Origin of the sequence: Vibrio sp. SS-MA-C1-2, from assembly GCF_021513135.1 — a bacterium.
Lineage (GTDB): Bacteria > Pseudomonadota > Gammaproteobacteria > Enterobacterales > Vibrionaceae.
Window position 1 is genome coordinate 2,704,433 of the sequence record NZ_CP090981.1, and the last position, 21,167, is coordinate 2,725,599.

Genomic DNA, 21,167 nt, shown 5'->3' on the forward strand with positions numbered 1-21,167 from the left:
GCTCCAAGTTTTCTAAATCGATTATTCAACTATCGCTAATTTTAGCGCTTTTATACCCTGCTCTATTTTGCTCCAAGGTGCACCTAAATTGAGACGGATGTAGTTACTATACTTTTCGCCGTAAGTATTTCCCGGCATAATCGCAACGCCATTTTCAATCAACCTTTCCTGTAACTCTTGTTGAGAAATAGCTAAGTGCTCAATGGAAATCCATGCTAAATAAGAACCATCAGGAATCGTATACTCAATCCCCATTTCATTTAACTGTTCTTTTAGCTTCATAAAATTTTCATTCAAATAATCGTTTAATTCTGCTAGCCAATCTTCACATTCATTATACGCAGTTATCGTTCCTAAGACGCCTAAAATAGTTGGAGAACTTAAGCCATCTCGATTTTTCATCATCGTGGCAAAATTATCACGATCTTGTTGAGAAGGTATAATGGCATAAGAGCCACCAAATGCTGGAATATTAAATGTCTTTGATGCCGAAGAAGCAATCATATAGTGATTATTTAAACTCACTTTCGAGTAAGGAATATGTTTATTGCGACGAATAATATCCATATGAATTTCATCGGAAATAACAAATACATTATATTTATCAGCCAAATTCGCGATTTTTTCCATTTCATCAATGGTAAAAACGCGACCTGTAGGATTTTGTGGGTTACATAATATAAAAATTTCAGATTGTTTAAATTTATGTTCTAAGTCGATAAAATCTATCGTCCACTCTCCTTCATGTAAAGTCATTGGATTTTCAATTAATTGACGATCTGAACTAAAAATACATTTAATAAATGCATCATACATGGGGGTCATCACGACAATTTTATCTTGAGGTTGAGATTTTAATTCAATAAATTTACTTAAGGTATAAATAACTGAAGGAGAATAAACAACTTCATCTAATTGAGGTAATACCGAAAAACGATTCTGATACCAAGCAGTCACACTACCTTGGAAATCTGCATGATTAGCACGAGAATAACCAAAAACACCATGCTCACAACGTTTAACCGCGACATCAATAATTTTTTGTGGTGATTTAAAATCCATATCCGAAATGGTAAAAGGTAATAAATTGGCCTTACCGAAACGGTCTTGAACATAATCCCACTGAGTGCAATATGTTCCTTTTCTATCGACTTCTTTATTGAACATTTCTTTACCTTTATATTGTTATTATTGAAGATGAGTATCCTATAACTATCCCCCTCATACTTGAAGCTGCTAGGTTGTTGGCGTCGCTCGTTCGCCTACTAGCAACGCCAATTATTTTAGGTATATACCCCACTTCAAATTACTAAATAAAACAAAAAGGAGCTATTTTAGCTCCTTTTTCTATACTCTCTGGATGAATATCCTTCTCTTATTTGAGTCACACCTTTAGTATTAAACTAGTTTCGCCATGCTATTTTTAAGAACATGAACTTGAGGGCCAATAATTACCTGTAGGCTATTTTCATCTAAAATAACAACACCTAACGCACCCAGTTTTTTCAAGGTATCTTCTTCAACTTTACTCATATCAGCAACGGTCATACGTAGACGAGTAATACAGTTATCTAACGTGGTAATATTCTCTGCACCACCTAACGCAGCAATGAATTGCTTCGCTTTTAGATTACCTGCATCTTTAATCGTTTTAGCATCCTCAACACCACTTTCATCATCAGAGCGTCCCGGAGTCATTAAGTTCCACTTTAAAATCGCAAACTTGAACGTAAAGTAATAAAGCGCAGCCCAAATAGGACCAACCAAAAGTAGGTTCAACCAACCAGTTTGAGTGCCTTGAAGTACACCAAAAGTGAAGAAATCAATTAAGTTGCCATCGGTATTACCAATTGTTGCACCTAATAAGCTCATTACCATAAAACCAAGTCCAGTATAAATGGCATGAATAACAAATAGAACTGGAGAGATAAATAGGAATAAGAATTCAATCGGTTCAGTAATACCACCAATCACACATGCAATAATACCAGAAATAATCAGTCCTTTAATTGCTGGCTTATTTTTCTCTTTTGCACACTGATACATGGCAAACGCAGCAGCAGGGAGACCAAATAAGAACGTTGGCATCTTACCGCCAGAAAGGAACTGAGTCGCTGTTGGAGAGATAGGAAGCCCTGCACTTAATTCAGCATAGAATATATTTAATGCGCCAGATACTGTCGTTCCATCAATAACCTGTGTACCTCCGGCTTCAGTAAAGCGAACCATAGCGACAAGAATATGATGAAGACCAAATGGTAAAAGTAAACGCTCACCTGCGCCAAAAATAAAGGGGCCAAATGCACCAGCGTGGCCAATTAACATGCCGATTGAGTTAATCACACCTTGAATTGGTGGCCAAATTAAAGGCACAAGAAGACCAACAATTGACATCACAATCGTTGTAATAATCGGTACAAAGCGAGAACCGCCCCAGAACGCAAAAGCATCAGGTAACTCTATTTCTCTAAAACGTTCATGCAATTTATAAACAATAATACCGACGATAACACCACCAAGAACACCGGTATCAATCGTATTAATACCGATAATATCTTTAATCGTCGCACCTTCAATTCCACCAGAAACAGACAAATAGGTGCTAATTGAAAGATTCATTACGGCATAGCCAACAAAGCCTGACATTGCAGCAACACCTTTATCTTCCGTTGCCAAACCTAACGGTATAGAGATAGCAAAAAGTAAAGGTAAAAAGATAAAGGCGACTAAACCAATTTTAATAAAAAAGGTAAATATAGCTTGGATCCAAGGGGCGGATAAAAATGGAATAGTCTCTTGAATTGCGGAGCCACTGAAGCCTGCGCCTATACCTAATAAAATACCGGAAAACGCAAGCAGCGCAACAGGTAACATAAAGGTTTTACCTAGAGACTGAAAAAAGCCCCAAGCAGTCTGTTTTTTCATAAAAAATCCCTTTAACTAAATAATATAATTAATAAATATTATTTATTAATACAATAAGCATCTAGGTGAGTGCAATAAATTACATATTTTACATTAAAGGATTGGGCTACTTGTCACAAATAAAGGCAATTATGAGAGGTGAACACAAGCAGGAATATTCTTTATAAAAAATAAAACATTATTGACGTCTAAGGGATAAAGAGGACGATTCTTTTTAAAAAGGCAATTTACTCTTCAGTATGTTCGCCTACTGCGACACATAAGTAAATTGCCTATACCTAAAATTAATTGGCGTTGCTAGTAGGCGGCAAGTGAGTGAGGCCCCATGAGTATAGATGTGCTATATAACTGGGGCTAATGAATGAAGGTAACAACCTACAGTTTCAAATTTAACGAAGATAAAGCTAAACGTTTAGAGCGACAAATTACATGTCGTCATACGCTTCAATACGTGTTGCATCGATCAAATATCCAGTCTCAGCTAGGTCATTATTATGCGTTTCTGTTTTTAATGTGCCAACAACATAAATCACGTCCCATAACTCGGCAATCGGTGCACCTTTTTCCATTTTCACATAGATAATTTGATTAGGTGGCGGTGGCGGAACATGAATACAAGCACCAAAGTAAGGCACTAATAGAAACTCTGTGATCACTTTATCATCCCCTTCTAAAGGGATAACAAAACCAGGGATTTTTACTTCACTGCCATTAAGTTCTTCTCTAACATCCCACAACATAACCGATTGTTGAGCAGCAGAGCCAGAATGATCAGCAGGTAAAATGCCATTTGCATCGGCACTTTTTTGCTCTGATTCTGGAATTAAATCTAACCAATCTAAAAGTAAAGGCTCTGCTTTAGCAACACTGCCCCAAACTAATAAAAAGCTCATTAATATATATTTTATTTTTTTCATTTTATACCTTAATTGTCATCCCATCAGACAGTGAATTCTTATACGCTTTTATTGCAGGAATAATTCCGATGATTACACCAGAAAATAGAATCATTGCAATCAGTTTCATCTCATAAAGTGACAGAGCAGACAGTGTAATGTTAATTCCGTAGTTTGCGGCAATCCATGGGCTAACCAATGCTAAACCACCATATAGAATGATTGTACCTAAAATCAGCCCAATTGCGGTCAGCAAAAATGCTTCACTCATTAACAGAGTAAAAATATGAATAGGACGCGCACCAATTGAACGTAAAATCGCCATCTCTCTGCGGCGTTCATTAAGGCTCGTCAGTAGACTACTCAACATACCGAGTAACCCAGTAAAGACCACAAATATCGAGATCACCGTCAATGACTTTTCAGCGACTGCCATCATGCCCCATAACTCTTGTAGCGCAATTCCTGGTAAAATTGCCATTAACGGCTCTTTACGGTAATCATTAATTTCTCGTTGTAGCGCAAAGGTTTGAAACTTAGAGTTTAAACCAACAAAAAAGGCAGTGATTTGTTTTGGTTGATGTTGCTGCTCTAGCATCTGTTCAGCGCTCAATGTGTCATGAGATTTCGCTCCCGATTCCCAACCAACATGAATCGCTTCAATCGCTTGCAAAGAGACATGCACTGTTTTATCAACAGGGGTTCCTGTTGGATTAAGAATTCCCACAACCTTAAACGGTAAATTATCATGACGACTAAATGCCACATCACTTAAACCATGAGCAATAATAATCTCTGAGCCCACTTTATAACCCAACTTATTGGCAACATCTGCACCAATAACCACCTCAAACAGAGAATTAAACGGCTTTCCTGCTTTAAATGTTAACGTCTGTTTTTTACCAAACTTAAAGTATTTAAAGTAGTCTTGATTGGTTCCCATCACACGAAATCCTTTATGGGAGTCGCCCAATGCAATAGGAATCGTATATTTTACTGAACGGTGATGTTTAAAGTGTTGGTAGCTAGCCCAATCGATATTATTGGTGGCATTACCGATACGAAATACAGAGTAGAGCAATAGATTTGTTTGGCCTGAACGAGCGCCCACAATCAGATCGGTACCAGAGATCGTATTCGCAAAACTGCTTTTGGTTTCAGTTCGAATCTTTTCAACACCTAATAGCAATACAACCGAAATCGCGACCGTTAAAATAGTTAAAATGGCGGTTGCTCGACGATTCAGCAAACTCTTCCATGCTAATTGTAATAGCGTACTCATTTTAGATCTCCTGCTCGATTTAGCTCTGAAAGAGAGAGACTGCGAGTAAAATAGGGCTCTAACGTGGAATCATGACTAACAAAAATCAGCGTTGCTCCCACCTCTTTGACTTGAGCCATTAACACTTTAATAAATGCAACTCGATTATCGTGATCAAGAGAAGACGTTGGCTCATCAGCAATAATCAATGATGGTTTACCCAATAGAGATCGAGCCGCAGCAACACGCTGTTGTTGACCAATACTAATTTCACTTACCTTTTTATGATGAAGATCAGCAGGAATATTGAGTTGGGTTAAAAGTGCTGCCGCATCCTCTTTTGGGGAACGATTGCAACTGGCTTTTCTCTTCTTGGAAAACTGACAAGATAGAACCACATTCTCAATAACAGAAAGATAAGGCAACAAATTAAACTGTTGAAATATATAACCAACATGATCAGCGCGAAACTTATCAATTTGACTTGAACTCAATCGCGTTAAATCCTGCCCGAGAATAGAGATAGACCCACTTTCGGGCTGATTGATTCCCGTTAATAGGCTCAATAAGGTGGATTTTCCACTACCACTTGCGCCTTTAATAAAAAGAAGCTCTCCTTTATTAATATTTAAAGAGGGAATCGATAATGTCAGAGCACTATTTTTTGCCCATCTAAAAGTCACATTATCCAGAACCGCAATATTATTTTCTTCTGATTTATTGGTCATAACACTCAATCATTGGTCATTAAATGTTCAATTAATCTTTCGTTAACGTATTAATTGAACGCTATTATTTAATACTTTTTATATGAAATTTAATTAGCTAAAGTTTTAACCATTTAAAACACTATACTCAAAGTAATTGGCGTTGCTAGTAGATGGCAAGTGAATGAGGCCCCATGAATATAGGTTTTCTATATAATTGGGGCGAACGAGCGTAGCCAACAACCGAGCAACTTCAAGTAAGAAGGGTATAGCTAATTAAAACTACAGACCTGCTTGGATTAATCAATCTTTCAATTAAGCATTCCGTAGCCTTAAGTCTCAATTTTACACTAAATACACTATTTGATAGAAAGTGTTGAGTTTGTCGGTGTTAATTCTTTAAGTAACTGCTTAGTTCCCGCTAAATAAGTCACTTTGATCTCTTTGGTATTGGTAAAGTGAGTAAACCACTGGGTAGAGATCTCTGTCAATGCATCGATATTGTCACACTGGTAAGTGTATTGAACAGAGAATGCACTATGGCCGCTATCGTGATCTGTATGGTCATCATGTCCGTGCTCATCGTGATCTGCGTGGTCGTCATGCCCGTGCTCATCGTGATCTGCGTGGTCGTCATACCCGTGCTCATCATGATCTGCGTGGTCGTCATGCCCGTGTTCATCATGATCTGCGTGGTCGTCATACCCGTGCTCATCATGATCTGCGTGGTCGTCATGCTCGTGCTCATCATGATCCGCGTGGTCGTCATGATCAAATGGAGAGATAACCTGCTTACCAATCACTTCACAATTCGCTTTCTTGGTTAGAGAAACAATCGATGAAGGCGTAGAAAGGAGATTAACGGCATTATTAACAATTGTCTGTTGATCACTATTTTTAGGCGCATGCTCAAAACCAATGATATCAGCACTTGGTGAATTAAACTCAAGTAGCAGTTGATTATTATCTTGAATAGCATACAACTCAACATGACCATGAACATGAGCATCGTGCTGGATAAATTCTTCCGCGTTAACCGCGGTTGTTGCTGTTAATAAGCTTAAAAGTGTTAATTTATGAAGGTTTTTCACGATGTTTTCCCTGTGCTAAAAAATTACTATTGTTATATTATAACAATTTAATACCATGAGGAAAGTAAAATTGACTGACAAAAGTACGACTTAAGTTCAGAGATACCAAAAACCAAAAAACCCCAGTATCTGTATCAACTAAAAGTAATTGATAAAGATACTGGGGTTCTAAATGTGGCGGTGAGTGAGAGATTCGAACTCTCGAAGGGTTGCCCCTTACACACTTTCCAGGCGTGCTCCTTCAGCCACTCGGACAACTCACCGAATATTCGCTGTTCGCGAATGAGGCGTTACTATAGTGATATCTTTACAGAGGGTCAAGCTATATCATTAAAAAACAAATCGTTTGATTAATTGATCAACAAAAAGCATTAAGCTCAAGGTGTTTTTTATCATTTTCTCCAAAGTGAAGAAGGTTTGACGCTTAAACCCTCTTCTATCTCAGAGATAAACTGATAGAATAACCAAAAACAACAATGAGACAAGTGAATGCCAACTCCATTATCAGAAATTTTATCACAACCAGAATTAAAAGATCGCCTACTCTCTGAGGATCAAATCACCGGTTTTGTGACCGCAATGGCGGCTGCACCTGAAATGATTAATCCATCTGAGTGGATCGCTTTTTTATGGGGGGGGGGGATGAAACGCCACCATTTAATGAAGCTGCTGATTTTGAAGCGTTCGCAGAAACTATTGTGAATCTGTGGAATCAAGCGCGCTCATCACTTCTTGATGGTTCTTGGGTCTGGCCTGAAGGTTGTCAATTGGATGATGCTGAAATCGTCAATCAAGCTTGTCGTGACTTTTGTGAAGGTATTCTACAAGGCTGGCAATTAGCTCGCGATGATTGGGAAACCACACTACCTGAAGAGAGTGAAGACGGCGCCCTGCTAGGTGGTGTGATTTTATCTGTCAGCTTACTGTTTGATCCTGAAACCGCGATGACGACTTTAGCACAACAAGGTCTAGAAGGTTTTGAACAACTTGAAGAAATTTACCAAGCGATGCCAACCATGCTATCAGGTATCACGATTCGTGCTGCTGAGCGTGTAGAGGCAAATCAATAAATTTCTCAGTCGCATTCTCTCTTATTCGAAATCTAGTTTAAAATAAATAAAAAGCAGCAGTTGATAACACGAATATGTTCCAACTGCTGCTTTTTTATTTCGATCTTACGATGACTCGCTATCACTTAAACACATTTAAAAGAGACGCAGAGAGACTTAAAATTAAGCGTTACCTTTTACTTTCAATTTTAACTCAGCGGCAAAATCTAACATACGGTTTAACGGAATTAACGACTTAACACGAAGAGCATCATCGACTTCGATCTCATGTTCTTGTCCACCTTCACTTAATGCCGCTTCAATCGCTTTCAAGCCATTCATCGCCATCCAAGGACAATGTGCACAACTACGACACGTTGCTCCATTCCCTCCTGTTGGCGCTTCCATTAACTCTTTTTCTGGTACTTCTTGCTGCATTTTGTAGAAGATCCCGCGATCGGTCGCCACAATCAATTTTTGGTTAGGTAGCGATTTAGCTGCGGCAATTAATTGACTGGTTGAACCCACAGCATCAGCAATCTTAACCACACTTGCAGGTGATTCAGGGTGAACTAAAATTGCGGCATCAGGATGAACGGCCTTTAGATCCATCAATGAACGAGCAGAAAATTCATCATGAACGATACATTCGCCTTGCCATAGCAGCATATCTGCACCGGTTTGATCGGCAATATAGCTACCTAAATGACGATCGGGGCCCCAAATGATTTTTTTACCTTCAGCATCTAAACTTTCAACAATTTCTAAAGCAATACTTGAAGTCACCACCCAATCAGCACGTGCTTTAACCGCAGCAGACGTATTGGCATAGACAACAACGGTATGATCAGGGTGAGCGTCACAAAATTGGCTAAACTCATCAATCGGACAACCAAGATCAAGAGAACATTCAGCTTCTAGCGTTGGCATTAACACGGTTTTTTCTGGTGTTAAAATTTTAGCGGTTTCACCCATAAAACGAACACCAGCAACTAATAATGTTTTTGCTGGATGTTGATTACCAAAACGCGCCATTTCTAAAGAGTCAGCAACACAGCCACCTGTCTCTTCTGCTAAAGCTTGAATTTCAGGATCAGTGTAATAGTGAGCCACCAATACGGCATCTTTCTCAACTAATAATGCTTTAATTTTCTCTTTATATTGCTGCTTTTCAGCGTCACTTAGCTTTACCGGCTTCGGAGGAAATGGGTAAACAGCATATTTTGGATCATAGATTGTATTCATGGTTATTCTCACAGTTTCCATCTGTTAATGTATACCCTACATATTTGGCATTGCTAGGTATAAAAGAGTTACATTAAAGTTGTATGTTAGTGCTTATTATTTTTAATTCTGACGAACAAGTAAAAAGAACAAAACCCAATGATAAGCTATTTAGAAAAAAGCGTCATCTATTGGGTTCAGTTTTAATATCAATTTATCCACCTAACTGCAATTTAGCTCTCTTAAGTTCAGTAACTTCAAGTAAGCAAAGCAAGTAAGAAGAGTTATAGGTTATTCATTTTTTGTTTAGCTTGTTGCGCTGTTGATGTATCAGCATACTCATTAACTACCGATTGGTAATAGTTTTTTGCTGCTACTTTATCGCTGTTTTTCTCAGCAATAATACCTAATTTTAACAATGCATCGGCACGCTTCGAAGACTTAGCGACAGCTGCAACCGCTTTAAAATTCGCTTCTGCATTTTTTAAGTCACTCTTAGAGAAATAGAGTTGACCTAACCAATAATGCGCATTGGGGGTATAACTTGACTGAGGGTAAGTTTTAACAAAGCTATTAAATTGGACAATCGCTTGATCGTATTTTTTTCTTTTAAGATCAGATTGACCGCATGGTCATAAGCTTGGTTTTCACTCACATCCGCAGAATAGGTTTGATCGGTTTGAGTGTCAGTGGCAGCAGGTGCTGCTGGTTTACTTGAGAGTGCATCTAGTTCTCGATAAAGCTCTCGTTGACGCTCTACCATTTGACTGATGTCGTGACTATTGCGTTCAACAATCCCACGTAACTCATCCATCTCTTGACCTAACTGATCAAGATTACGCTGCATCTCTATTTGCATCTGATTACGGGCATCAAGAAGCCGTTCAAGCTTTTCAATCGACGTAGAGCCTGAAGAGAGATCGCTGACTGGAGCAGGAGCAGCAGCTACAGGAGCTGCTGCACTCACAAGTAACACTAGCATGGTTCGACGCCAGAAGTTACTGTTCATAGTTAATACCTTTCGGTTACTTTTATACTAATGACTTTAAATCAAATGATGATAAAAAATTGCTAGTAAAAAGGATTAGTATACGATAACTGCGCGACGGTTTTTAGCGTAATCGCTTGCAGTGTGGCCCATAACTAGTGGCTTCTCTTCACCGTAGCTTACGATAGAAAGTTGGCTAGCTTGAACACCTAGACCTTGAAGATACTGAGATACCGCTTTCGCACGACGCTCGCCTAATGCAATGTTGTATTCTGGTGTACCGCGCTCATCGGCATGACCTTCGATAACTGCTTTAACGTTTGTGTTATCACGTAAGTATGCAGCATGAGCACCTAACATGGCTTGGTAATCAGCACTGATTTCAGAGTTATCAAATGCGAAGAATACCGTTTGCTCTTGGCGTAGCATCTGCTCTTTCTGTTCCATTTCAGTCATACCAGAAGTTGCATTGTCAACAGGCGTTGTTACAACTGTAGATTGACCACCATTTGTAGTTTGAGTTGCAGCGCTTTGATCTGTTGCTTGATCTGAGCTACATGCAGCTAATGCTAGAACTGGTAGTGCTAGAGCTAGACTTTTTACGATTTTATTAAGTTGCATATTACTTTCCTTTATTTTAACGATGCTTATAAATATGGTGACCAAGATGGTGATCTTACTCGACCATTTGTTGCTGGTAAACGAGCTTTAAATCGCCCATCAATGGATACTAATGATAAAACATTACCAGAACCGTATACGGAACTGTAAATCACCATGCTGCCATTTGGCGCTAAACTTGGTGATTCATCCAATCTTGTTTTGGTTAAGACTTGTACCGCACCGCTCTTTATATCTTGCTTTGCGATGTTATAACTACCGTTTGTCTGATTAACCATAATTAAATATTTGCCATCAGGTGTCAATTGCCCACCTAGATTTTGACTTCCCTGCCACGTCACACGCTGTACACGTTTATCTGCAAGATTTACACGATAAATTTGTGGGTTGCCACCACGGTCAGAAGTGAAAATCATCGATTGACCGTCAGGATCCCAAAACTGTTCAGTATTATTTGCGCGACCACGGGTAATTTGAGTCAGTTTTTTACTTGCTAAATCTAATGTATAAATTTGTAAACTTCCAGTTTTTGAAGATACAAATGATAAGGTTTTACCATCAGGCGAAAAAGCAGGTGAGCCATTATAACCTTTATATGACGCAACCATTTCACGCTTACCGGTGAACAGATCTTGAACAAATAACTGAGCTCGACGATTTTCAAAGCTAACATAAGCCAATTGCTTACCATCTGGAGCCCAAGCTGGTGACATTAATGGCTCTTTAGAGCGTAAAACTAATCGTTCATTATAACCATCATAATCGGCTACACGTAACTGATAAGGGTATTCAGCAGCATCATCAATAACAACGTAGCTGATACGCGTTAAAAAGGCACCACGTTGACCAGTTAGTTTTTCATAAACAAGATCGGAGATACGATGAGCATATTGACGCAAGCGATCACTAGATATCATCGCTTGTTTATTTAATGCTAAATAACTTTTATCAATAATTAATTGTCCAGACGCATCAACACCCTTCCCTTTACCAGAGCTAAGTTGACCTTTAACGGTATCAATCAATTGATAATTAATAACATATTGACCTTGAGCATTTAGCTTAATGGAGCCAGTTAATACTGCATCAATACCCATAGCTGTCCATGCACTGAAATCCACATTTTGATTTGGATAAGGGGTTTCAGGCATTCGACTAACAGGAATTGGACTAAACTGCCCACTTCGAGTTAAATCTGAGCTAATAATTTTTGACACATCTTGAGGTAACTTCCCTGCACCGCTCCACTGAAAAGGAACAATAGCGATAGGACGAGCAGAGTCAACTCCTTCTGTAATCACAATTTCTAATTCCGCTCTTGCAGCTTGAGAGACTGTCAACAACGTAAATAACATCAGATAAATAAAACGTTTTATCATTCTCTATCCCTCTAATTTGGTGCAACTGTTAGACTAATATTTTGTAGCTGCTTAACCACATCTTTATCTTCTGGCATTGGGAACTGGTTAACCGCTAATACTGCGGCTTTCGTTGCTTGACATAAGTTCGGATCGCCAACTCCATTTGTTACATCAATCAGCAATCCACCTGGTGCAAGCTTCAATCCAACTCGACACTCCCTTCCAGTCATACTGTCATCAACCAATAATTTTTGTTGAATCATATTTTGGAAAATAGCGGCATAACGGTTGACTTCGTTGGTAACAAATTGCCCTTTTGCACTATTTCGTTCAGCAGATTCACTCTCTAAGCCGGTAAACATTTCATTGAGATTGGCTTCCTGTTCTTTCCGCGCTTTCTCGGCAGCTTCTGCTCGCTTTTTCTCAGCAGCCGCTTTACGTTTTGCTTCAGCCTCTGCTTTTTTAGCCTTTTCCGCTTCTGCTTTGGCTTTGGCAGCGACGGCTTTTGCTTTACGTGCCTCTTCTTCAGCTCGCTTTTTCTCTTGCTGCTGACGAATTCGTTCTTTTTCAGCTTTATCTCGTGCCTGTTTCGCTGCTTGCTCGGCTTTTTTCTGCTCAGCTAATTTTTTCTGACGGGCAGCTTCTGCAACAGCAGCTTGTTGTTTGGCTTTTTTAGCTTGTTGTTCTGCTTTTTGCTTTTGTTGTTGCTGAATCTTTTTCTCTTTTTCTGCTTCTCTTGCTTTTTTCTCAGCAAGTAAGCGCTGCTTCTCTAAGTCCCTCAACTGTTTTTCTGCTGCTTCTCGTTGTTTATCTAACGCTTTTGCTTGATTCGCTAACTTATCAAGTCGAGCTTGTTCTGCTTGTTTTGCCGCTTCTCGTTGTTGACGGATCTTATTTGCTTGTTGATTGACGAGTGCAGGATCAATCACAACCGCTTTAATGCTACTTCCTTGAGGTTTAAGCTCAACTTTATCTGAATTTGAACCCCAAATTAAAATACCAATTAATACCCCATGCAGAAGAACCGAAATGATTATAGGAAGTGTGTAGTTCTTATCATCCATACTCTCCTCCTACCTAATTTTCTAACGGTTGCGTCATTAAACCGACGGAATCAACACCCGCTTGATTAAGAAGATCGAGGGCTAAAATTACATCCGCGTACGGAACTCGAGCATCACCACCCACCATGACCGTTGATTTTGGCTTAATCTGTAATTCAGCTTTTACTCTCACTAATAGATCTTCAGCGGAAACGGATTGTTTAGGGCCATTATCAACACTGAGTCGATAACCCCCCTCTTGATTCACTTCAACAATAATAAAGTTAGCTTCATCATTTTCCGCCGCCAAGTCAGCCGCAGTTTTAGCACTTGATGTTTGCGGTAATTGAACATCCACACCTTGAGTGACAAAAGGTGCCGTAACCATAAAAATGATCAATAATACCAACATCACATCGATATAAGGGACCACATTGATCTCTGCGGTCATCTTCCGTCGTTTACGCTGATACGCCATTTAGCTCCCCTGATTTGCAAAAGCTTGACGGTATAAGATATTCGAAAATTCTTCCATAAATGTACCGTACATGTTTTCAACTTTTGTTACATCAGCGGTAAAACGGTTATAAGCAACAACGGCAGGGATAGCAGCAAAAAGACCCATCGCCGTTGCGATCAGTGCTTCTGCGATACCCGGCGCAACCATTGAAAGCGTTGCTTGTTTTACCGCACCTAAAGCAATAAATGAGTGCATGATGCCCCATACTGTTCCAAATAGACCGACGTAAGGACTAATTGAACCAACAGTAGCTAAAAAAGGTAAGTTAGTTTCTAGCTTATCGACCTCACGGAAGAGAGAGACACGCATCGATCTTGCGGTGCCATCCATGATTGATTCAGGTGAGATCCCTTTTGAGCGATGCAAACGAGCAAACTCAGAAAAGCCTGAATGAAAAATTTGTTCGCTACCCACTAAGCTATCTTTACGTGCATCGGACTCTTTATAAAGCTGAGAAAGCTCAACACCAGACCAGAACTTATCTTCAAAACGTTCGGCTCTATGCTTAGCTTGTGATAATACTTTGCTTCGCTTGAAAATCATTGCCCAAGAAATCACAGAGAGGGCAAATAAAATAAACATCACTAACTTAACTAAAAGGCTAGCTTCTAAAACTAAGTTTAAAATTGACAAATTACCTGTCACGAGTGATCTCCGTTAATATTGTTTTAGGAATCGCAGTGGATTTCATCTTTTTTGGATTGACACAGACTACCTTAACATAAGCCTGACACAAGATAATACCCTCTAAATTAACTAAATTTTGACAGAAAAGCAGTGAAGCTCGTCCATGTTCTACAATTTGACTATCAACAAATAGCTCATCATCAAGTCGAGCGGGCAATTTATAATCAATTTCAATATTTCTGACTACAAATGCGATATCTTGTTCAAAAAGAGAAAACTGACTAATTCCTGCACTTCGTAGCTGTTCTGTTCGAGCTCGTTCAAAATATTTTAGATAGTTAGCGTGATAAACGACACCACCTGCATCTGTATCTTCATAATAGATTCTAACTGGCCATTTAAATAGCCCTTGTTGCTCACTCATCAGATAACCACCCTGTTATAGAAACGGATCCTAATACTCTTTTGATTGGAGTATCAAAGATAAAAAACTCAATAATAACGTATATAAAAAAACAGGCCACCATATTCCTATGGTGACCTGTCTTAATTATATTATATTTTTCAATTAATAAAATGCAGTAATGAAAAATATCCAATAATGAGAATTGAGATATAAGGGCTAAACAGCAGTTGCCATATCCAAAGTATTGGTTTAAAGCCAATACCATAGATAACACCCGCGCAAATTCCCCATATCAATAGCAGCCCTTTATAACCGACTAAGCCACCAATCTCTTGAGCAAATTGAATCGGATCCCAAAGAAATATCCCAGCCAGACAAAATGAGAGGATCAATACCACAATACGCAGTACTTTCACATCAGTCCATTGATGATAATATGAGACCCATCGATTCAAATTATTGTTCATTATTATCTGAACTACCATTATTATCAGTATCTAAACTATCCGTCTGCTCTAGCCATAACGCATTGATAATACCGAAAGAGCAGGCTAATAACACACCTAAGATCCAAGCAAAATACCACATAGCAAAACTCCTTCGTTAGTAACTTGATGTCTTGTTGTCTTCAACAAATTTATTATCAATACGACCATACATTTTATAATAATTCCAAGAGGTATAAGCCAAGATAATTGGAACAAAAATCGCTGCCGTAATTGTCATAATCGTTAAGGTTAGCTGACTAGACGTTGAATCCCACATGGTTAAGCTGAAGTTCGGCATGATGCTTGAAGGCATAACAAATGGGAACAGTGCAAAACCAGCAGTAAAAATAACACCAGCAATCGCTAAACTTGAAAACAAGAACGAGAAACCACAACGCTCTAACCGTGCCGCAATAATCGTCAATAGTGGCATCACAGCTGCAAGGATAGGCGCAATCCAAAGTAACGGATACGCATCAAAGTTATTGAACCAAGCGCCAACTTCACGAATAACTTCTTTATTCATTGGATTAGATGCGGCATCTGTCACGATTGGGCTAGTAATCACATAACCCGCCATATTGTGAACCCAGAAACCACCAATAACAAAAAGTACTGTAGTAACAAGGGCTGCGATTTGAGCCACTGTTTTTGCGCCTTGACGAACATCATGGGTAGTTTTCATTTGTAGCCAAGTTGCACCCTGCATAATCACCATGCCTAAGCTCACTAAGCCACAAAGTAGACCAAATGGGTTAAGTAAACCAAAGAAGTTACCTTCATAAGATGGGATCATAATATCACTAAGAGTAAATGGAACCCCTTGTAGAAGATTACCAAATGCCACACCAAAGATGATTGGAGGAACGACTCCGCTAACAACCAATGCCCAATCCCAAGCTTTACGCCAGCGAAGATCTTCAATTTTTGAGCGGTAGTCTAATCCAAGAGGACGTAACCACAACGCTGCCAATGTCAAAATCATCGCCACATAAAAGCCTGAAAAAGAGGTCGCATAAACCAATGGCCATGCGGCAAATAACGCACCACCCGCAGTAATTAACCAAACTTGGTTACCATCCCAGTGTGGAGCAATGGTGTTTAGCATCACTCGACGTTCAACATCACTCTTCCCTAATATAGGAAGAAGTGCTGCCACGCCCATATCGAAGCCATCAGTTACGATAAAGCCAACAAATAGAACCCCAATTAGAGCCCACCAGATAAAACGTAATACTTCATAATCAAACATTGTTTATCTCTCCCTGATTACACATCTTGAGTGCGAGTAGTATCTTGAGTTCGGACAGTATCGCCAGCAATTGTACGAGTCGATTGATTCTGTTCAAAATGGTAACGACCTGTTTTCAAGCTACTTGGGCCTTTACGAGCAAATTTCACCATGAGGTATACTTCTGCAATTAAGAACACAGTATAAAGTGCAAAAATGGCTAATAATGAGAAGATCAAATCACCTTCAGTTAACTTAGAAGCCGCGACTGAAACAGGTAATATCTCACCCACCGCCCATGGTTGACGACCATACTCAGCGACAAACCAACCAGCTTCGATTGCAATCCAAGGAAGAGGCATACTTAGAATCGTCAGTTTTAATACCCAAGGCTTTTCTTGAATTTTTTGACGACAGCTCTGATAAAAAGACATAGCAAAGACAAACAGCATGATCATGCCACATGCGACCATTAAGCGGAAACTCCAGAATAATGGGGCAACTTGAGGGATCGAATCATCAGCCGCTGATTTAATTTGAGCTTCAGTCGCATCAACAACATTATCGGTATAAGGCTTAAGTAGTAATCCGTAACCAAGATCTTGTTTTACTTCATCAAATTTCGCGATGTTTTCTGGTGTTTTTTCACCGTTACGTAATTTTTGTAGAATGTCATAAGCGACCATACCATTACGGATACGTACTTCATGCTCATCTTTAAGATCGCGTAAACCCGTTACTTGAGTATCTAATGAGCGGGTCGCAATAATCCCCATCACATAAGGGATCTTAATCGCGTAATCCGTTTCCATTGTCTCTTGGTTTGGCATGCCAAATAACGTAAACGCAGCAGGTGCAGGTTCAGTGTGCCATTCCGACTCAATCGCCGCTAATTTAACTTTCTGTACGTCACCTAACTCATAACCAGATTCATCACCCAATACCATGACAGATAGAATAGAAGCCATTCCAAACGCAGCGGCAATGGCAAATGAACGACGAGCAAAAGCGATATCTCGGCCTTTCAGCATGTAGTAAGAGCTGATACCTAAGATAAACATTGCGCCAGTTGTATAACCAGAAGCCACAGTATGGACAAATTTAACTTGAGCAACAGGGTTGAAGACAACCTCTGCAAAGCTCACCATCTCCATACGCATAGTTTCAAAATTAAACTCAGCACCGACTGGATTTTGCATCCAACCGTTAGCGACTAGAATCCATAACGCCGACATATTCGAACCAATAGCCACTAACCAAGTTACAGCTAAATGTTGACGTTTTGATAGTCGATCCCACCCGAAGAAAAAGAGTCCAACAAAAGTTGATTCAAGGAAAAAGGCCATCAAAGCTTCAATTGCAAGTGGAGCACCAAAAATATCCCCAACATAGTGAGAATAGTAAGACCAGTTAGTGCCAAACTGGAACTCCATGGTTAAGCCTGTTGCAACACCTAGGGCAAAGTTAATTCCGAACAATTTACCCCAAAATTTGGTCATGTCCTTATAGATCTGTTTGCCTGTCATCACATAGACAGATTCCATAATGGCAAGTAAAAAGGCCATCCCGAGGGTTAGGGGGACAAATAAGAAATGGTACATTGCAGTAAATGCAAATTGGAACCGCGATAAATCAACAATATCTGCGATCATCTATTACTCCTTTAGTCATAAATATGACAAGTAAACTTAAAAAATAAAACAACAAAAATATAATTATCAATCTAAATTAAAATAAAATTCACAACAAAATAAACCCTTTGATAAATATTATTAATATAGATTTAACATTTATTAAAGGCGTAATTAGATGTTCGGTTTTTTATTATATTATTTATACCGTTATATGATACTCGTTTTTTTTAATTCTTCAAATATTTTATTTATAATTTTAGCATTGATAAATATCAAGTTTATAGTGCTATTTTTGTAAATCTATTTAAGACATGATTACAATCAATTACTATGTTAATAATAATAGTTAATTGTTTTTATTTGGTTAATATTAATTTGAGTGGTATTTATGTGGAGGAAGTAAAACTTATCGTTATTTTTAAATACTTATTTTCCATTTTTGGTATAGGCTTATAATTAAATTTAAATAATATTAATTATAAGCCTTAATATTCAATAAAAGCTATGATCCAACAGGCCGATCGATACCTAAGTGTAGGTAGGTTCGTTCCGTCGCAATTCGTCCTCTTGGAGTACGTTGTAAAAAGCCTTGTTGAATTAAGTAAGGTTCAAGAACATCTTCAATGGTATCTTTTTCTTCACCAATTGCAGCGGCTAAATTATCCAAACCTACCGGGCCCCCCATAAATTTATCAACAATGGCTAACAATAGTTTTCTATCCATGTAATCAAAGCCTTTATTGTCAACATCGAGCATATCAAGCGCTTTGCTTGCTATTTCTTCGTCAATCGCACCATCACTTTTGACTTCAGCATAATCACGAACACGACGTAAAAGACGGTTAGCGATACGAGGTGTTCCTCGAGCACGACAAGCCACTTCATACGCTCCTTCTGATGACATCTCCAAATTTAGACAATTGGCACTTCGACTGACAATATATTGAAGATCCTCAACATTGTAGTACTCTAAACGTTGCACAATGCCAAAACGATCACGCAAAGGTGAGGTTAATGAGCCTGCACGGGTTGTTGCACCAATAAGTGTAAATGGAGGCAGATCAATCTTAATCGAGCGGGCCGCAGGTCCTTCTCCAATCATAATATCAAGCTGGTAATCTTCCATTGCGGGGTAGAGAACCTCTTCAACAACGGGGCTTAACCGGTGGATCTCATCAATAAAGAGAATATCATTAGGTTCAAGATTGGTTAACAATGCTGCTAAATCACCCGCTTTTTCTAAAACAGGGCCTGAAGTGGTACGAATATTCACATCCATCTCATTTGCAACAATATTGGCTAGGGTCGTTTTACCTAAGCCTGGAGGACCAAAGATTAATAAGTGATCTAAAGCTTCTTCACGCATTTGTGCGGCTTTGATGAAGATTTCCATCTGTTCACGAACATGATCTTGACCACGGTACTCTGCCAACATTTTTGGACGAATAGCACGATCAATCACCTCTTCTTCCACATAGGTTTGTGAAGTAATCAAACGATCTGCTTCAATCATAGATAACATGTCCTTTTTAACTTTGCTAAAATTCTTAATTAAAAATGAGTGACATCACAATGGTTAAACCATCGATCTCAATGCTTCACGAATAATATCTTCGCAGCTCATATCAGCTTGAATGACTTGGGAAACAGAGCGAGAAGCTTGTTGAGGTTTATATCCAAGAGAAACTAATGCACTCATCGCTTCTGATTCTGCACTTGCGACAGGAGTAATATCGTCAGCCACTATGTTCTCAATTGGCGCGCGGTCCGCTTCAGGGGTAAATAAATCACCAGCCCCCCAACCTTTAAGACGATCTTTCAATTCAACCACTAAGCGTTCTGCCGTTTTCTTTCCAACACCAGGAAGCTTCACTAGCGTTGAAGTATCTTCATGTTCAACACAGCGAATAAATTGGTTTGCCGTCATACCAGAAAGAATAGCCAAAGCGAGTTTTGGCCCCACACCATTGGCTTTAATTAATTCACGAAATAACGCACGTTCACCCGTAGTATTAAAACCAAAAAGCAATTGAGCATCTTCACGGACGACAAAGTGAGTACAAATGATCGCCTCTTCACCAATATTCGGCAACTCATAAAAACAACTCATTGGCATTTGAACTTCATAGCCAACGCCAGATACTTCAATTAATAGCTCGGGCGGCTGTTTCTCTAGTAAGGTTCCTCGTAAACGACCTATCACGGCACTTCCTCTTTATAGCAATAAAATTTTAACAGTAGAACTTTAACAATAGCTCTGCGACAAAAAATACGATGGAATATAAATAGCAGAAAAATCGTATTAATGCCGTATATATCCTTCATACTTGAAGTCGCTAGGTTGTTGGCGTCGCTCATTCGCTCCAATCATAGAGTACACCTATACTCATGGATCCTCACTCACTTGCCGCCTACTAGCAACTCCAATTATTTTAGGTATAGAATATTCGATAGCTGGATAGATATCCAGTGGAATGAAGGTTATTTTAACGATAACGACCACGACGGCTTGATGTTGCTTTCCCCGCCATCGCAATTAAGCTTTGATGCGTATGGGCATGACAGATTGCCACGGCCAAGGCATCCGATGCATCAATTTGTGGTTTTGTCTCAAGTTTTAAAATCGACATCACCATCTGCTGTACTTGGACTTTATCTGCGCCACCAGTGCCGACAACGGCTTGTTTAATCAGACGAGCCGCATACTCATGAACAGGTAAGTCAGCATTAACCGCAGCAACAATTGCACTTCCTCTAGCTTGTCCTAATTTCAGTGCAGAGTCGGCATTTTTTGACATAAAGACCTGCTCAATGCCAAAGACGTTAGGTTGAAATTGGGTAATCACTTCTGAAACGCCGGCATAGATCTCTTTTAAACGACCGGGAAGATCTTTCGATGACGTGCGAATACAGCCACTGCCTAAATAGATAAGTTGTCGTCCTTGCTGGCGAATAATTCCGTACCCTGTAATTCTAGAGCCGGGATCAATGCCGAGTATAATTGACATGTTTATTCCAAATGATAATTTTTAAACTTTGTAATAAAAAAAGAGCCTAAATAATCTCTTATTTAAGCTCTAAGATTCTAAAGTTTC

At 39.2% G+C, this 21,167-nt stretch carries 20 protein-coding genes, 1 tRNA gene and 2 pseudogenes; 1 reads left to right on the forward strand and 22 read right to left on the reverse strand.

What is annotated here, in order from left to right; all coding sequences use genetic code 11:
- Positions 1 to 21: 21 nt before the first annotated feature.
- The 7 genes from L0B53_RS16600 to L0B53_RS16630 form a co-directional block, all read right to left on the reverse strand.
- Positions 22 to 1,167, reverse strand: a complete 1,146-nt coding sequence (locus L0B53_RS16600; RefSeq protein ID WP_235060706.1) for a MalY/PatB family protein — start codon at positions 1,165 to 1,167, stop codon at positions 22 to 24.
- A gap of 231 nt (positions 1,168 to 1,398) precedes the next feature.
- Positions 1,399 to 2,925, reverse strand: coding sequence for a maltose/glucose-specific PTS transporter subunit IIBC (gene malX / locus L0B53_RS16605; protein ID WP_235060707.1), 1,527 nt, complete (start codon positions 2,923 to 2,925; stop codon positions 1,399 to 1,401).
- A 425-nt stretch (positions 2,926 to 3,350) separates the two neighbouring features.
- Positions 3,351 to 3,842 carry a DUF3299 domain-containing protein gene (locus tag L0B53_RS16610; RefSeq protein ID WP_235060708.1) on the reverse strand — a complete coding sequence of 164 codons (492 nt, stop codon included), beginning with the start codon at positions 3,840 to 3,842 and terminating at the stop codon, positions 3,351 to 3,353.
- 1 nt (position 3,843) lies between these two features.
- Positions 3,844 to 5,103: an ABC transporter permease gene (locus L0B53_RS16615; RefSeq protein WP_235060709.1), complete on the reverse strand. Its 1,260-nt coding sequence runs from the start codon at positions 5,101 to 5,103 to the stop codon at positions 3,844 to 3,846.
- Positions 5,100 to 5,810 (reverse strand): ABC transporter ATP-binding protein, encoded by a 711-nt coding sequence (locus L0B53_RS16620; RefSeq protein WP_235060710.1) that lies wholly within the window; start codon positions 5,808 to 5,810, stop codon positions 5,100 to 5,102. The genes L0B53_RS16615 and L0B53_RS16620 overlap by 4 nt, the downstream gene beginning before the upstream one ends.
- Before the next feature lie 338 nt (positions 5,811 to 6,148).
- Positions 6,149 to 6,880: a DUF2796 domain-containing protein gene (locus L0B53_RS16625; protein ID WP_235060711.1), complete on the reverse strand. Its 732-nt coding sequence runs from the start codon at positions 6,878 to 6,880 to the stop codon at positions 6,149 to 6,151.
- Positions 6,881 to 7,055: 175 nt separating this feature from the next.
- Positions 7,056 to 7,143: transfer RNA gene (locus L0B53_RS16630), tRNA-Ser, on the reverse strand.
- 226 nt (positions 7,144 to 7,369) lie between these two features.
- On the opposite strand from L0B53_RS16630, the pseudogene L0B53_RS16635 reads away from it, so the two are divergent.
- A pseudogene (locus L0B53_RS16635) lies at positions 7,370 to 7,950 on the forward strand (UPF0149 family protein).
- Positions 7,951 to 8,112: 162 nt separating this feature from the next.
- On the opposite strand, the gene nadA reads toward L0B53_RS16635, so the two are convergent.
- From nadA to ruvC, 15 genes and pseudogenes are all read right to left on the reverse strand, one after another.
- Positions 8,113 to 9,174: a quinolinate synthase NadA gene (nadA, locus tag L0B53_RS16640; protein WP_235060712.1), complete on the reverse strand. Its 1,062-nt coding sequence runs from the start codon at positions 9,172 to 9,174 to the stop codon at positions 8,113 to 8,115.
- Positions 9,175 to 9,437: 263 nt separating this feature from the next.
- Positions 9,438 to 10,162: pseudogene (gene ybgF, locus L0B53_RS16645) on the reverse strand (tol-pal system protein YbgF).
- 75 nt (positions 10,163 to 10,237) lie between these two features.
- Positions 10,238 to 10,762: a peptidoglycan-associated lipoprotein Pal gene (pal, locus tag L0B53_RS16650; RefSeq protein ID WP_235060713.1), complete on the reverse strand. Its 525-nt coding sequence runs from the start codon at positions 10,760 to 10,762 to the stop codon at positions 10,238 to 10,240.
- 26 nt (positions 10,763 to 10,788) lie between these two features.
- Entirely contained in the window at positions 10,789 to 12,141 is a 1,353-nt protein-coding gene (gene tolB, locus L0B53_RS16655; protein ID WP_235060714.1) for a Tol-Pal system beta propeller repeat protein TolB, read from the reverse strand.
- Positions 12,142 to 12,152: 11 nt separating this feature from the next.
- Positions 12,153 to 13,187, reverse strand: coding sequence for a cell envelope integrity protein TolA (gene tolA, locus L0B53_RS16660; protein WP_235060715.1), 1,035 nt, complete (start codon positions 13,185 to 13,187; stop codon positions 12,153 to 12,155).
- A 13-nt stretch (positions 13,188 to 13,200) separates the two neighbouring features.
- Positions 13,201 to 13,644, reverse strand: coding sequence for a protein TolR (gene tolR, locus L0B53_RS16665; protein ID WP_235060716.1), 444 nt, complete (start codon positions 13,642 to 13,644; stop codon positions 13,201 to 13,203).
- Complete coding sequence (gene tolQ / locus L0B53_RS16670) at positions 13,645 to 14,331, reverse strand: protein TolQ (RefSeq protein WP_235060717.1); 687 nt, start codon at positions 14,329 to 14,331, stop codon at positions 13,645 to 13,647. It lies immediately after the preceding gene.
- Complete coding sequence (gene ybgC, locus L0B53_RS16675) at positions 14,321 to 14,737, reverse strand: tol-pal system-associated acyl-CoA thioesterase (RefSeq protein ID WP_235060718.1); 417 nt, start codon at positions 14,735 to 14,737, stop codon at positions 14,321 to 14,323. The genes tolQ and ybgC overlap by 11 nt, the downstream gene beginning before the upstream one ends.
- A 140-nt stretch (positions 14,738 to 14,877) precedes the next feature.
- A complete protein-coding gene (locus tag L0B53_RS16680; protein WP_235060719.1) occupies positions 14,878 to 15,186 on the reverse strand; it encodes a cyd operon YbgE family protein in 309 nt (102 codons plus the stop codon).
- The gene (gene cydX / locus L0B53_RS16685; RefSeq protein WP_235060720.1) at positions 15,176 to 15,307 is read right to left on the reverse strand and encodes a cytochrome bd-I oxidase subunit CydX; all 132 of its coding nucleotides are present in this window, start codon (positions 15,305 to 15,307) and stop codon (positions 15,176 to 15,178) included. The genes L0B53_RS16680 and cydX overlap by 11 nt, the downstream gene beginning before the upstream one ends.
- A gap of 15 nt (positions 15,308 to 15,322) precedes the next feature.
- Positions 15,323 to 16,459 carry a cytochrome d ubiquinol oxidase subunit II gene (gene cydB, locus L0B53_RS16690; RefSeq protein WP_235060721.1) on the reverse strand — a complete coding sequence of 379 codons (1,137 nt, stop codon included), beginning with the start codon at positions 16,457 to 16,459 and terminating at the stop codon, positions 15,323 to 15,325.
- Positions 16,460 to 16,476: 17 nt separating this feature from the next.
- Positions 16,477 to 18,087, reverse strand: coding sequence for a cytochrome ubiquinol oxidase subunit I (gene cydA, locus L0B53_RS16695; protein WP_235062279.1), 1,611 nt, complete (start codon positions 18,085 to 18,087; stop codon positions 16,477 to 16,479).
- Between the two features lie 487 nt (positions 18,088 to 18,574).
- Positions 18,575 to 19,585, reverse strand: coding sequence for a Holliday junction branch migration DNA helicase RuvB (gene ruvB, locus L0B53_RS16700; RefSeq protein WP_235060722.1), 1,011 nt, complete (start codon positions 19,583 to 19,585; stop codon positions 18,575 to 18,577).
- Positions 19,586 to 19,648: 63 nt separating this feature from the next.
- A complete protein-coding gene (gene ruvA / locus L0B53_RS16705) occupies positions 19,649 to 20,275 on the reverse strand; it encodes a Holliday junction branch migration protein RuvA (protein WP_235060723.1) in 627 nt (208 codons plus the stop codon).
- Between the two features lie 283 nt (positions 20,276 to 20,558).
- Entirely contained in the window at positions 20,559 to 21,080 is a 522-nt protein-coding gene (gene ruvC / locus L0B53_RS16710) for a crossover junction endodeoxyribonuclease RuvC (RefSeq protein ID WP_235060724.1), read from the reverse strand.
- Between the last annotated feature and the right edge of the window lie 87 nt (positions 21,081 to 21,167).

Excerpts from the sequence above, each read along its gene's own strand:
- L0B53_RS16600 (WP_235060706.1), bottom strand. The coding sequence starts at position 1,167 with ATGTTCAATAAAGAAGTCGATAGAAAAGGAACATATTGCACTCAGTGG.
- malX (WP_235060707.1), bottom strand. The coding sequence starts at position 2,925 with ATGAAAAAACAGACTGCTTGGGGCTTTTTTCAGTCTCTAGGTAAAACC.
- L0B53_RS16610 (WP_235060708.1), bottom strand. The coding sequence starts at position 3,842 with ATGAAAAAAATAAAATATATATTAATGAGCTTTTTATTAGTTTGGGGC.
- L0B53_RS16615 (WP_235060709.1), bottom strand. The coding sequence starts at position 5,103 with ATGAGTACGCTATTACAATTAGCATGGAAGAGTTTGCTGAATCGTCGA.
- L0B53_RS16620 (WP_235060710.1), bottom strand. The coding sequence starts at position 5,810 with ATGACCAATAAATCAGAAGAAAATAATATTGCGGTTCTGGATAATGTG.
- nadA (WP_235060712.1), bottom strand. The coding sequence starts at position 9,174 with ATGAATACAATCTATGATCCAAAATATGCTGTTTACCCATTTCCTCCG.
- pal (WP_235060713.1), bottom strand. The coding sequence starts at position 10,762 with ATGCAACTTAATAAAATCGTAAAAAGTCTAGCTCTAGCACTACCAGTT.
- tolB (WP_235060714.1), bottom strand. The coding sequence starts at position 12,141 with ATGATAAAACGTTTTATTTATCTGATGTTATTTACGTTGTTGACAGTC.
- tolA (WP_235060715.1), bottom strand. The coding sequence starts at position 13,187 with ATGGATGATAAGAACTACACACTTCCTATAATCATTTCGGTTCTTCTG.
- tolR (WP_235060716.1), bottom strand. The coding sequence starts at position 13,644 with ATGGCGTATCAGCGTAAACGACGGAAGATGACCGCAGAGATCAATGTG.
- ybgC (WP_235060718.1), bottom strand. The coding sequence starts at position 14,737 with ATGAGTGAGCAACAAGGGCTATTTAAATGGCCAGTTAGAATCTATTAT.
- L0B53_RS16680 (WP_235060719.1), bottom strand. The coding sequence starts at position 15,186 with ATGAACAATAATTTGAATCGATGGGTCTCATATTATCATCAATGGACT.
- cydX (WP_235060720.1), bottom strand. The coding sequence starts at position 15,307 with ATGTGGTATTTTGCTTGGATCTTAGGTGTGTTATTAGCCTGCTCTTTC.
- cydB (WP_235060721.1), bottom strand. The coding sequence starts at position 16,459 with ATGTTTGATTATGAAGTATTACGTTTTATCTGGTGGGCTCTAATTGGG.
- ruvB (WP_235060722.1), bottom strand. The coding sequence starts at position 19,585 with ATGATTGAAGCAGATCGTTTGATTACTTCACAAACCTATGTGGAAGAA.
- ruvC (WP_235060724.1), bottom strand. The coding sequence starts at position 21,080 with ATGTCAATTATACTCGGCATTGATCCCGGCTCTAGAATTACAGGGTAC.